General features: G+C 60.4%; 10 protein-coding genes. 4 read left to right on the top strand and 6 right to left on the bottom strand.

Annotation, left to right across the window (positions count from 1 at the left end; genetic code table 11):
* Positions 1-15: 15 nt before the first annotated feature.
* The 5 genes from ACI0FG_RS03025 to ACI0FG_RS03005 are packed head-to-tail and all read right to left on the bottom strand — an operon-like array spanning position 16 to position 5597.
* Entirely contained in the window at positions 16-1128 is a 1113-nt protein-coding gene (locus ACI0FG_RS03025) for an ABC transporter permease (protein WP_419787080.1), read from the bottom strand.
* Positions 1129-1132: 4 nt separating this feature from the next.
* Complete coding sequence (locus ACI0FG_RS03020; RefSeq protein ID WP_419787079.1) at positions 1133-2272, bottom strand: ABC transporter permease; 1140 nt, start codon at positions 2270-2272, stop codon at positions 1133-1135.
* 2 nt (positions 2273-2274) lie between these two features.
* Positions 2275-4011, bottom strand: a complete 1737-nt coding sequence (locus tag ACI0FG_RS03015; protein WP_419787078.1) for an ATP-binding cassette domain-containing protein — start codon at positions 4009-4011, stop codon at positions 2275-2277.
* Between the two features lie 6 nt (positions 4012-4017).
* Entirely contained in the window at positions 4018-5043 is a 1026-nt protein-coding gene (locus tag ACI0FG_RS03010) for an efflux RND transporter periplasmic adaptor subunit (RefSeq protein ID WP_419787077.1), read from the bottom strand.
* On the bottom strand, positions 5025-5597 hold the full coding sequence (locus ACI0FG_RS03005; protein WP_419787076.1) for a MarR family winged helix-turn-helix transcriptional regulator: 573 nt from the start codon (positions 5595-5597) through the stop codon (positions 5025-5027). The genes ACI0FG_RS03010 and ACI0FG_RS03005 overlap by 19 nt, the downstream gene beginning before the upstream one ends.
* Positions 5598-5726: 129 nt before the next feature.
* Here ACI0FG_RS03005 and ACI0FG_RS03000 point away from each other — a divergent pair, with 129 nt between their 5' ends.
* From ACI0FG_RS03000 to ACI0FG_RS02990, 3 genes are read left to right on the top strand one after another with little or no spacing between them, the layout of a single operon-like run.
* Positions 5727-6179: a MarR family winged helix-turn-helix transcriptional regulator gene (locus ACI0FG_RS03000; protein WP_419787075.1), complete on the top strand. Its 453-nt coding sequence runs from the start codon at positions 5727-5729 to the stop codon at positions 6177-6179.
* A gap of 46 nt (positions 6180-6225) precedes the next feature.
* Positions 6226-8451 carry a molybdopterin-containing oxidoreductase family protein gene (locus tag ACI0FG_RS02995; protein ID WP_419787074.1) on the top strand — a complete coding sequence of 742 codons (2226 nt, stop codon included), beginning with the start codon at positions 6226-6228 and terminating at the stop codon, positions 8449-8451.
* Positions 8448-8996, top strand: a complete 549-nt coding sequence (locus ACI0FG_RS02990) for a 4Fe-4S dicluster domain-containing protein (protein ID WP_419787073.1) — start codon at positions 8448-8450, stop codon at positions 8994-8996. The genes ACI0FG_RS02995 and ACI0FG_RS02990 overlap by 4 nt, the downstream gene beginning before the upstream one ends.
* A 2-nt stretch (positions 8997-8998) precedes the next feature.
* Here ACI0FG_RS02990 and ACI0FG_RS02985 read toward each other — a convergent pair whose 3' ends face one another.
* Entirely contained in the window at positions 8999-10312 is a 1314-nt protein-coding gene (locus ACI0FG_RS02985) for a DUF6198 family protein (RefSeq protein ID WP_419787072.1), read from the bottom strand.
* 668 nt (positions 10313-10980) lie between these two features.
* Here ACI0FG_RS02985 and ACI0FG_RS02980 point away from each other — a divergent pair.
* Positions 10981-12057, top strand: coding sequence for an ABC transporter substrate-binding protein (locus tag ACI0FG_RS02980; RefSeq protein ID WP_419787071.1), 1077 nt, complete (start codon positions 10981-10983; stop codon positions 12055-12057).
* Positions 12058-12059 lie beyond the last annotated feature (2 nt).

Here is a 12059-nt window from a genome sequence, read left to right as displayed (position 1 = left end):
CCTTTTTGTCCGGGATCAGTAAATCCGGTTGCGGAACATGACCACGGCCAGGGCCATGCAGCCCAGACCAATGAGAACCAGGGGCCATATCTGCATGAGCAGCACCTGTGTCGGGGCGTCCTCGATGAACACGCCGCGAATCAGGACCAGGACGTAGCGCAGCGGATTGACACAGGTGATCCACTGCACGAAGTTCGTCATGTTGGCGATGGGCGTGGCAAAGCCGGAGAGCAGGACGGACGGCATCAGGAACAGGAAGGAGCCGAGCAGTGCCTGCTGCATGGTCACGCTGAGGGAGGAGATCATCAGCCCCACTCCCACTGAAGCGAAGATGAAGAAGAACAGACCGAGGTACAACAGGCCAAGCCCGCCCCTGAGCGGCACCTCGAACCAGTAGACCGCCGCAAGCATTATCAGGGTGGACTCCAACATGCCGATGACCATTCCGGGCGTGGCCTTGCCGATGAGGATGCCGATGGGCGAAAGCGGCGTGACCAGCAATTGGTCGAAGGTGCCGTGCTCGCGCTCCCGCGCAACGGACAGGGCGGTGACCAGCAACGTCACCACCATGGCGATGACGCCCACGATGCCGGGCACGAAGAACTGTCGGCTGAGGATGTTCTCGTTGTAATAGACGCGCGGAAGCATGACCGACGGCCCGGCCCGGCCCACCTGCGCCAGCCTGTCGGCATTGTATGTGGTAATGATGTTGGTCAGATAGTTGCCGATAATCCCGGCGGTATTGGAATTGCGGCCGTCCAGCAGGACCTGCACCGTGGCGTTCCGGCCCGATGCGAGGTCCCGGGCAAAGGTCTGGCCGATGCGGATAACGAGCCGTGCTTTGCGGCTGTCGAGAAGGTCCCGGATGGCGTCCTCGCCACGCACCTCGCCGAGGAGCTTGAAGTAGGGGGAGCCGGAAAGCCGGGAGAGCAGCTCCCGCGATTCCACGGTATGGCTCTGATCCTCGAAGGCATAGGGAATGTTCGTCAGGTCGAAGGTGGCGGCATAGCCGAAGAGTATCAGCTGGATGATCGGCGGTCCGATGACCACAGTCCGGCTCTTGGGGTCCTTGAGCAGGGTCAGGAACTCCTTGATTATCAGGGCGATGATGCGGCGGAGGGTTTCCATGGCCCTACTCCAGGCTCTTGCGGGTTTTCTTGAAGGCCAGCGTCATGAACACCACGGCCAGGATCGCCATGCCCGCCAGATTGGGCAGCAGGACCGACGCGACGTTGCCCGCAAGGAACAACGTCTGGACAATGTAGACGAAATAATTGGCCGGAACCACGTAGGACAATATCTGAATGAACATCGGCGTGCTGGACAGCTCGAAGATGAACCCGGACAGGAAGAAGGACGGCAGGAACGCGGCCAGCAGGGCTATCTGCCCGGCCACGAACTGGTTCTTGGCCGTGGACGAGATGAACAGCCCCAGCCCCAACGCGCCGACCATGAACACTCCGCCCAGACTCAAAAGTACAAGCAGCGACCCCCGAAACGGAACGTGGAACAGGAACACGGCCATGACAATACACAGGACCAGACCGCCCATGCCGAGGAAGAAATAGGGAATGAGCTTGCCGAGTACGATCTCCAACCGGCTGACCGGCGTGACCAGCAGAGCCTCCATGGTCCCCCGCTCCCACTCCCGGGCCATGACCATGGCGGTCAGCAGGGTGCCGATGAGGGTCATGATGATGGCCATGAGGCCGGGCACCAGAAAGTTTTCGCTGCGGATCGCCTCGTTGAACCAGATGCGCTGCTCCACATCCACCAGCCCGATCTGGACCAGATTGTCCGGCAAGGGCAGCTTGGCCGAAACCTCGGCCAGCCACTTCTGCCAGGTCATGGAAACATAGCCGACGATCTGGAAGGCGCGGTTGGAATCCACACCATTGACGATGAGCTGCACCGGGGCCTGCCCGCCGGTGCGCAGGCGGCGGGTGAAATCGGATTGCAGACGGATGACCGCATCCACCTTGCGGTTCAGCAGCAGCTTGCGGGCCTCGGCAAAGGACACCAGCGGGATGGGTTTGAAATATTGGGAATGGGAGAATTTGGCCAGCAGGTCCGCGCCGGTGGGGTCCGCCTTGTCCATGACAAAGGCAATGGGCAGTTCCTTGGGGTCCAGGCTGATGCCGTAGCCGAAGAGCAGTAGCATGACGATGGGGATGACAAAGGCCAGGGCGATGCTGGACGGGTCCCGGATGATCTGGAGCCACTCCTTGACCAGCAGGGCTCGCAACCGGATGAAATCAAGCTGCTTTTGCACGGCTACGCCTCCTTGTCCCTGGCCCGGTGGGATTCCACCAGTTTGATGAACGCGTCTTCAATGGTCGCGCCGTCACCGGTTCCGGCATGTTCGCGGATTTCATCCGGCGTGCCCTCGGCCAGCAGTTCACCGGACATCATTATCAACATGCGGTCGCAGTACTCGGCCTCCTCCATGAAGTGGGTGGTGACCACCACGGTCACGCCCTGCTCGGCAAGGGAATTGATGCGCGACCAGAACTGCCGCCGCGCCAGCGGGTCCACGCCCGAGGTCGGTTCATCCAGAAACAGGATATCCGGCTCGTGCATCAGGGCGCAGGCCAGGGAGAGCCGCTGCCGGAACCCGAACGGCAGTTCGCCGGACGTGGTGTCCGCCTGTCCCGCCAGGTCCAGCTCGTCCAGGGCCCAGCGGACCCGCTCCTTGCGTTGTTCGCCGGACAATCCGTAGACCTTGCTGAAAAAATCGAGATTCTCACGGACCGAGAGCTGGCCGTACAGAGAGAATTTCTGGGCCATGTAGCCCAGGTTCTTCCGCGCCTTGGCCGCTGCCCGGCGCAGGTTCTGCCCCGCGACCTCCAGGGTGCCGCCGGTGGCTGGCAACAGGCCGCAGAGCATACGGAAGGTGGTGGACTTGCCTGCGCCGTTGGGGCCGAGCAGGCCGTATATTTCGCCACGCCGCACGGAAAATTCCAGTCCCTTGACCGCGAAGAAGTCGCCGAACCGCCGCTCCAGCCCGGTCACCTTGATGACCGTATCGTCGCCCTCGTGCCGGTCGGAAACCGTCAGGGACGAATCCTCGGCCTCGGCGTCCCGGTTGAGAAGCAGCATAAAGCCATCCTCGAACACCGGTTCCACAGCCTCAAATCCGGTTGCCCCGGCCTCCTTGAACAATGTTTCGGGCGGCTCCTGTTCCTTGGTCACCACGCGGACCTGCCCGGATTGCAGGGTGGCGTCGGCAATCCCGGACTTACCGAAGATACGGCTCTGGGCCATGCGCGGCACATCCCCGGGCGTCACCAGCCAGGACCGGCCACGTGCCTGCTCCACAAAGGATTCCGGCTTGCCCTGGCCGATCAGCTCACCGTCCAGCAAAATGAAGACACTGTCGCAGCGGGACGCCTCGTCCAGGTAGGCGGTACTCACCAGCACGGTGATGTTCTCCTGCCCTACCAGCGTATCAATGATGGACCACAGTTCGCGCCGGGAGAGCGGGTCCACTCCCACGGTGGGTTCGTCAAGGAGGAGAAAGCGCGGTGTCTTGAGCAGGGAACAGGCCAGACCGAGTTTCTGCTTCATGCCGCCGGAGAGCCGCCCGGCCAGCCGCTTGGTAAACGGTGCCAGATTGGTCATCTCCATCAGGGCGTCGTAACGCTTGTTCCGCTCCTCGCGCCCCACACCTTGCAGGTCGGCGTAGAGGTCCAGGTTCTCCTGCACGGTCAGGTCCTCGTACAGGCCAAAACGCTGGGGCATGTAGCCGATGGCGGCCTGAATGTCCCGCGCGTCGCGCACGGAATCCATGCCCAGCACCGTGACGCTGCCCTCGTCCGGGGCCATGACGCCGGCCGCCAACCGAATGAGTGTGGTCTTGCCCGCGCCGTCCGGACCGAGCAACGCATTGACGCTGCCGGGTTCCAGCCGGAAGGACACCCCTTGCAGGGCCTGGACACGCCCCTTGCCACGGGCAAAGGACTTGTGCAGATCACCGACCTCCATGGCCGGGGAGCCGTTGCCTGACGCCATATCGGCCTACTCCCCTCCCTTGGGGGCTGTCGTGCCGGAACCGGCAGGGGTATCGAAATGCACAGTGACGGGCATACCAAGGCGGAGTTCGTTGTCCGGGTCATGCACGTTCAGCCGGACCTCGTATACCAGCGAGGTCCGGAGTTCAGGGCTTTCCACCGAGCGCGGCGTAAACTCCGCAGTGGAGGAGATGAACCCCACCCATCCGTCGAAATGCTTGTCGGGCCAGGAGTCGGCCACGGCATAGCCGCGCGTGCCGGGCTTGATGAGGCCGAGCTTGTCCTCCGGCACATAGGCCCGGACCCACTTGGGGTCCATAATGCCGAGGGTGAAGACCGGCCGCTGCGGCGAGGCGATGTCGCCCGGCTCCAGGTTGCGGCTGCGCACCACGGCCTTCTTGGGCGCATAGAGGGAGCTTTCGGCCAACCGGACCTTGAGGGTATCCACATCCGCTTCCAGCTTGCGCAACGAGGCCCGGGCGGAGGCGATATCCTCCCAGCGGGCGCCCTTTTCCACCAGAATACGGTTCTGCACCGCCACATGAAACTTGGCTGCGGCCACTTCGTACTGGGCACGTGCGTCGTCCAGGTCCTGCTGCGCATTGGCCCCGCTCTTGAGCAGCCGTTGCTGCCGCTTGTAGGTCCGCTCGGTCAACCGCTGCTCGGCCAGGGCCTGCTTTTCCTCGGCGCGCGCCTGCTGGATTTCCTCGGGCCTGGACCCGTTTTCCAGGGCGGTGACGACAAACTTCTGGGCCTCCATGCCCGCCTTGGCGGCTTCCAGCTCCGCCTTCAAACGATCAGTCTCCAATTGAGCCAGCATCTGGCCCTTTTCCACTTCATCGCCTTCCTCGACAAAGACATCCTTGATCCGCTCATTGTCCTTGAAGGCGAGGTTGACCTGCCGGATATCCACGTTGCCATAGAGTACCAGCGGACCGGAGTCCGCACATTCACTGCAAAAAGTCCGGTACGCCCAGTAGCCTCCGCCACCGAGCAGGACCAAGACCAGAACTATTATGAGAAGCTTGCGCATTCCGCACCGCCTTTCTTTTTTGGCTTTCCGTTTTCCGCGTCGGCAGGCCCGCCCTCCGCGTTCCCGCCAAGGGGAAACAGTTTTTCGAGCAACAACCTGAGCTCCATTCTCTCATTCCCGGCCAGCGGGGACAAGGTCTGTTCCATCAGCTGGGCCAGCCGGGGCAGCACCCGTTCTATCAGGGCCGCTCCCTGGTCGGTCAGCACGAGCACGGTGCCGCGCTTGTCCTGCTCATCACCCTTGCGCGTGATGAGCCCCTGCCGCTCCAACCGTTGCGTCAGCCCCGACATGGAGGCCTTGGTAATGCCCTGCTCCCGCGCCAGTTCCGAAGGCCGGGCCTCCCAGACCTTCCTGCGCCGCAACAGCATGAGCACAATCCAGCGGCCGTGGCTGAGGTCGAACTCGGCCAGCGCCCGGTCCAATTGGGACAGGCATTCACTGCCCAGGGCCAGCAGCCGGATAAAGACCTGCATCCCCGTGGTATCAACATCGGGAAGCAGGGTCCTGACCCTGTCCACCATCTCGGTGTCGGGAAATTCCTTTAAGAAGAACATGCCCTATTATTTAGTTAGGAAGCTAACCATTGTCAACCACGTCGCCGAAAAGACATCCTGATAATTTTGTTGACATGGAAACATTATGCTTCATATTGTTTCCACGGAATCAAACAATCCGGAGGAGACATGGACGACCAGCAGCCGATCATCAGGATGTTCACCAGGATACTGGAGCAGGCGGACACGTTTCGGCACGGGCACGAGGAATCCTTTGCGGAAGTCAGCCTCTCGGAGGTCCACTGCATCGACCGCATCGGGGCCATCGACCACGCCAACGTGACCAAGGTCGCGGACGAACTGGAGATGACCAGAGGCGGCGTCAGCAAGATCGTGAAACGCCTGCGGGACCGAGGATATATCGAGAGCTACCAGGAACCGGAAAACCGGAAGGAAGTATACTTCCGCCTCACGGAAAAAGGAGAGCGGCTGTACGCCGAGCACCGGCAGTGCCACATCCGGGTTTACCAGGAGCGGGCGCGCATACTCGAAGCCTATTCGCCGGAGGAACGGGCGGTTATCTATCGGTTCCTGGATGAAATGAGGCAATGGATGGACCGGGAATCGGAAACCGACGAATGAGCCGCTCCCGCAGCCACAACAGAATCTTTACGGGACAGAGTACATAATGAAATGGAAACAGGCATGTGAATTGGCCGCCGCAAGGGGCGAGGAAGTCATCCCCACCGTGTGCGGCATGTGCGGCCCCGGAGGCCCCGGCGGCGGATGCGGCGTCTACGCCTTCCGCAAGGACGGCCGCTTCCTCCGGGTGGCGGGCATGGACGAAGCGCCTGCCAACCGGGGCGCCCTGTGCGCCAAGGCACACACCGCACCACAGTGGGTATACTCCCGGGAGCGCCTGACGCACCCCCTGCGCCGCACCGGGAAAAAAGGCGAAGGCAGATTCGAAAAAATAGGCTGGGATCAGGCCATAGACCTGATCGCCGAAAAGCTGCTGGAGCAGAAAGCAACGTACGGCCCGGAGTCCCTGGCAATTCTCTCGCCCGCCAAGCGATCCTACAGCGACTATCTGCAACGGCTCGCCGTGGCGCACGGCACACCCAACTACGGGCACAGCGGCATCTGCGCCCTGCAACGCGCCTTTTCCTTCATGTACACGGTGGCGGACTGGCCCGTGCCGGACTACGCCAAAAGCGACCTTATCATCTACTGGGGCCGCCAGCCCATCTATTCCGGCCCGGTCTCCCATGTGGCAAGAGCCTTCATGGCCGCCAAGAAGAGGGGTGCCCGTCTCATCGCCATCAAGCCCTCGATGGAGCCGGATGTCGGTCTGGCCGACACCTGGGTGCCGGTCCGACCAGGCACCGATGCAGCCCTGGCCCTGGCCATGCTCCATGTGATCATCGGCGAGGATCTCGTGGACCACGCCTTTGTTGACCAGTGGTGCTACGGTTTCAAGGAACTGAAGGCGCACGTCCGGCAATACACCCCGGCCTGGGCCGAGGCCATCACCGGCGTGCCCGCCGCCCAGATAAAGCAGGTGGCCCGAGAGTACGCCGCCTGTCCCAGGGCCGCCATCGACGTCGGCAACGGCCTGGAGCACGCCCCGGCGGCGTGTGACGCCATCCGGGCCGTGGCCATGCTCATTGCCGTCACCGGCCACCTGGACCGGCCCGGCGGCAACCGCCTGAACACCCCACCCAAGAAAGGGCCGCGCAACATTGCCCTGCGCGAGCGGTACACGCCCGAATACATCGGCAAGCTCCTGGCGCCCGAGTTTCCCATGCCCTTCCAGCCGTTCACCGAAGGCCCCACTTCGGCCTACTACCGAGTCATGGAAAGCGTGTTGACCAGTGACCCTTATCGCATCCGCAGCGTCATTGCGCCGGGCACCCAGCCCCTGGCGAGCACCCGGGGGACGCGGAATGTTCTGGCCGCACTGGAAAAACTGGACTTCTTCGTGGTGGCGGACGTCACCCGTACCGTGGATATGCCCTGGGCCGACGTGGTCATCCCCCTGGCCACCGGCTACGAGACAGACCACCCCTTCCAGACGGGTCCCGGCTGGCTTATGCCCACCAACCGGGTCATCGAGCCGCAAGGGGCCTACAAATCCATGTTCGAGTTCATCCTTGATCTGGGCAAGGCCATGGGCTACGGCGAGGACTTCTGGCAGGGAGACATCGGGGCGAGCATGGACGACCAGCTGGAACCGCTGGGTATCGATATGGCGACGCTACGGGAACAGCCCACCGGAGTGACCTTTCCACCGCCTCCGCCCGTGGAATATGAAAAATACGAACAAGTTTTCCACAGACCAAGCCCCCGGCTGGACCACGGCCCCTTCCTGCCGCAAGGAAAAGTGGCGCTCTACAATACATCCTTTGAAGCGGCCGGATATTCCCCCATGCCCGAATGGCGGGAACCGCCGGAGAGCCTGACCGGCACACCGGAACTCACGGACCGTTTTCCGCTCATTCTCTCGGACTACCACACCTCCAAGAACTTCAGCGCGTCGTGGCAGCGTAACGTTCCGAACCTGCGCGAGATCCAGCGCGACCCCACGCTGCACATCCACCCCGACACAGCATCGGCCAGAGACATAGCGGACGGGGACTGGGTCAAGCTGGCCTCGCCATACGGCTGGCTCAAGGTTAGGGCGGAGCACTATCCCGGCATCCGGCCCGATACGGTCATGCTCCTGCACGGCTGGTGGCAGGGATGCCCGGAGCTGGGCATGAAGGACTACCCCCTGCTGGACGGCGGGGCCAACGTCAACCTGCTGTACAGCGTGGACCCGGACAAGGCCTATGACCCGCTGATAACGGCCATGGCGAGCCAGACCCTGGTACAGGTGGAAAAGCTGGAAGCTCCCCAAGGAGAGCCGCGATGACGGAATACATGATTCTGTTCGATCCCGATAAGTGCACCCAGTGCCATGGATGTGAGACCGCGTGCAAGCAATGGCGGGACCTCTCATACGGCCTGCGATTCCGCCGCGTGCTCAACTGCTGGCGCGGCAGCTATCCCGAAGTAAAGAGCGGCACCCTGTCGCTGGCCTGCCTGCATTGCGCTGAACCGGCGTGCCTGGAGGCCTGCCCGGTGGAGGCCATATCCAAAAGCGCGGAGGACGGCCGGGTCCTGGTGGACGAATCGATTTGCATAGGCTGCGGAGCCTGCGCCCGGGCCTGTGTCTACGGCGTCCCACAGATCGGCGAGGACAAAATCATGCGCAAGTGCGACCTCTGCTTAGATCAGAAAGACGCCGGACTGGCCCCGCCCTGCGTGCTCACCTGCTCCGGCGAGGCGCTGAAACTGACCGAAGTGACGCTGGAGACGAAACGCGCCACGGAGGCGGCAACGCTCAGGCTCCTGCGACAAGCCCCAAGGGAAGCCACCACAAAAGCACGAAAGAGCGGTCCGCAAGTGTACAAATAATCTTACGCCGTGAGGGCATGCAGACGAGGCTCAACGGCCCGGAACAGTCCGATAAGCTTTTCGGCAACTTCCTGTTCGGTAAACAACGAACTGTCCAACGTTACATGATAGTTGGCCGCATCGCGCCAGTTTCGCCCGGTGAAATTGAGGCAATAGTTGGCCCGGTTATGGTCCGCCTGCTCCAGTTCCTTTGAGGAAAAGGAAGACCCGGCCTTGTAGTCGTTGACGATCTTCGCCTTGCGAAATGCATTATTCGCGTGGATGAAGACGTTGAAGCAGTTCGGGTTGTCCTTGAGGATGAAATCGGCGCACCGACCAACAATGACGCATGGTCCCTTGCTGCATACCTCGCGGATAATCTTGCTCTGGATAAGGAACAGGAGATCAGTAGGGGGCAGCTTGTCTTTCACATAGGCATAATTCTGCGCATAGAGCTCATACAGCAGGGAATTGGATATCTTCTGTTCCCGATCCTTGATGTATTCCTCGGTAAACCCGCTCTGCTCCGCCGTCAGGGCGATGAGCTCCTTATCGTAGAAGGTATACCCCAGTTCCCGGGCGATCTGCCGGCCGATGGAGTGCCCCCCGCTGCCGTACTCACGCGAGATGGTGATGATGGGGAATGCGCCGTAGCCTGCCTGCGGAGCCTCGGCTGCGGGAGCACCCTGCCTGCGCCCTTCGGACTTCTTGATGATGGCGTTAAGCACCTTGTTGTAAACCCGTATAAGGTACCCGACCAGGAGCGCAGCCACCACTGTGCCTTCCCGGATACCGGCCACCTTGCCCATCAGCAGCAGGGAACTCACCAGCCCGATGACCACCATGCTGCTGTCGAAGCACATCTTGGTTTTGCCGAAATCCCGCTTGTAGGTCTCGGCTATGACCAGGATCAGACCATCGCCCGGGATAAAGGTCAGGTCCGCCTTGACCACGAGAAACACACCCAGAGCGAGCAGGACGCAGCTGACCAGAAGCCAGATTATCTGCTCCACATAGCTGGATGGATTGATCCCGGAAATGAGTACGGAGGTGAAATCGATGAAGAGTCCCAGAACAACGACGGCAGGAAGCTGGAGCAGCTGTATGAATGAATATTTTTTCCGCAGGATGGCCATCTGCATCGCCACGAAAAAGGCATTCATGAAGATGGTCATCTCGCCCAGCGTGAACGGGAAATTAAGGCTGTAGACGTAAGGCACACTGGAGATGGGCGTGACGCCGAGGTCCGCCTTGACCGAGAAGGAGACACCCAGCCCCATGAGGAAAAGTCCTGCAATCAAGAGACCTATGTCGGCAGATTTGCGTTTGGATACCAAGGTAATCGTCCTATACTGAAAATGATGTGGGATTGCGCCCGCCTACACTGTGCGACCCAACACATGGTCGAAAGCCTCGGTTTCAGGCGGCACACGAACAGGAAAATGAACTTCGGGAGAAGCCCATCATGCTTCTTGTGCCCCCACTTCGCAAGCAGCTTAACGCCCGGGGAAAAGGAGAGAAGCATCCGCTATCCAACTAATATATCTGTAATAATTGAATCTCGACAACGACATGACACATTTGTCGAGATATGTATCAAAAAGATACTGAATTAAACACGATCAAAAATTACAACAAAACATCAGTAAAATAGCATGTTAAGAATAACATGCTCTCAATGAACGCCTTTTGAATTATCAAAATGATACGAAAGTCTTAAATCTGACAAGAACACGGCTCTCCCCCCTCATTTCTCCTTCCAAATTGAATTCGGGACAGCTTCACATGACAGTTGGCTTGCTTTCTGTACCGATAAGCCAGCAACAACAGCACGTTCACAGCGTTTAACATTATCGTAAACAACTCCATTCTTCCGTTTTTAAAAACAACTTTTATAAACGTTTTTGGTAAATATGAGCCAATCTCGAATAGAGTGGTATGCAATTTGCTGTTTTGTCCCCAACAACTGTACCCGCCTGAAGGGCTTTACCAAAAAGGAGTGACCATGCGTAGAAGAGAGTTCATGAAGGTTGCCGCCATGGGGACCATGGGCGCCATGCTCGGCGGACTGCCGAGGCTGGCCCAAGCCGCATCCGGCAAAGAAGTGCACTGGCTGACCTGGGAAAACCTAGCCTATGACAAATATATAGGCGACTTCATCAAGAAGACCGGCATCGACGTCCAGAAGGGATTCATCGGCTCCGACGACGAGCAGTTCGCCAAAATCCGCGCGGGCGGCGGTTCCGACTGGGACCTGATTACCCCCGGTCTCGACAAGGTGGAACTCTATCAAGCAGCGGACCTGTTGCAGCCGCTCGATCTTTCCAAAATTCCCAACGCCGCCAAACGATACGCTCCGTTCATGAATACTCCGCTGGGCAAGAAGGACGGCAAGGTATACGGAATGCCGTTCTACTGGGGCATCAACCCCATCGTCTACCGCGCCGACCTGATGGACAAGGAGCCGGACTGGTCCACCCTTTTCGAAGGCGGCAAGTACAAGGGCCGCCTGGCCATGCGCGACTACGCCCTGGAGGGCATCGCCATCGCCGCCATGTACGTCGGCATCGACCGCAACCGCATCTTCAAGATGGATGACAAGGAACTGGCAGAGTGCAAAAAGGCCTGCATCGCCCAGAAGAAGCTGCTGCGCACCTACTGGAACTCCATCGCCGACCTGACCAACCTCTTCGCCTCCGGCGAGGTCGTCTGCGCCTTCTCCTGGGTCCCGCCCTATTACGACCTGCTCGCCAAGGGCATCAAGATGGGCATGGCCAAGCCCAAGGAAGGCGTCATCGGCTGGTGCGACACCTGCGCCATTCCCAAGGATGCCAGCCCGGAAGGCGCTGCCGCCGCCCATGAGCTGATCAACTACGTCCTCGGCCCGGACTACGGCTACAAGCTGGCCCTGGATGGCCCCTACGCCATCAGCACCTCCACCGCCCGCGCCAAGCTGACCGAGGCGGAGCAAGACCGCATCTTCATCAAGGACCTGAGCGTCATGGACAACTTTGTCTGGAAGGAGAATCCCTCCGACTACGGCAAATGGGTCCGCATCTGGAACGAAGTGAAGGCAAGCTAGAC

The sequence above is a fragment of the Pseudodesulfovibrio sp. 7M6 genome, from assembly GCF_050058625.1.
Lineage (GTDB): Bacteria > Desulfobacterota > Desulfovibrionia > Desulfovibrionales > Desulfovibrionaceae > Pseudodesulfovibrio > Pseudodesulfovibrio salinus.
This window is presented reverse-complemented; position numbering and strand designations above follow the sequence as displayed.

Excerpts from the sequence above, each read along its gene's own strand:
- ACI0FG_RS03015 (WP_419787078.1), bottom strand. The coding sequence starts at position 4,011 with ATGGCGTCAGGCAACGGCTCCCCGGCCATGGAGGTCGGTGATCTGCAC.
- ACI0FG_RS03000 (WP_419787075.1), top strand. The coding sequence starts at position 5,727 with ATGGACGACCAGCAGCCGATCATCAGGATGTTCACCAGGATACTGGAG.
- ACI0FG_RS03005 (WP_419787076.1), bottom strand. The coding sequence starts at position 5,597 with ATGTTCTTCTTAAAGGAATTTCCCGACACCGAGATGGTGGACAGGGTC.
- ACI0FG_RS02990 (WP_419787073.1), top strand. The coding sequence starts at position 8,448 with ATGACGGAATACATGATTCTGTTCGATCCCGATAAGTGCACCCAGTGC.
- ACI0FG_RS02980 (WP_419787071.1), top strand. The coding sequence starts at position 10,981 with ATGCGTAGAAGAGAGTTCATGAAGGTTGCCGCCATGGGGACCATGGGC.
- ACI0FG_RS03025 (WP_419787080.1), bottom strand. The coding sequence starts at position 1,128 with ATGGAAACCCTCCGCCGCATCATCGCCCTGATAATCAAGGAGTTCCTG.
- ACI0FG_RS03010 (WP_419787077.1), bottom strand. The coding sequence starts at position 5,043 with ATGCGCAAGCTTCTCATAATAGTTCTGGTCTTGGTCCTGCTCGGTGGC.
- ACI0FG_RS02995 (WP_419787074.1), top strand. The coding sequence starts at position 6,226 with ATGAAATGGAAACAGGCATGTGAATTGGCCGCCGCAAGGGGCGAGGAA.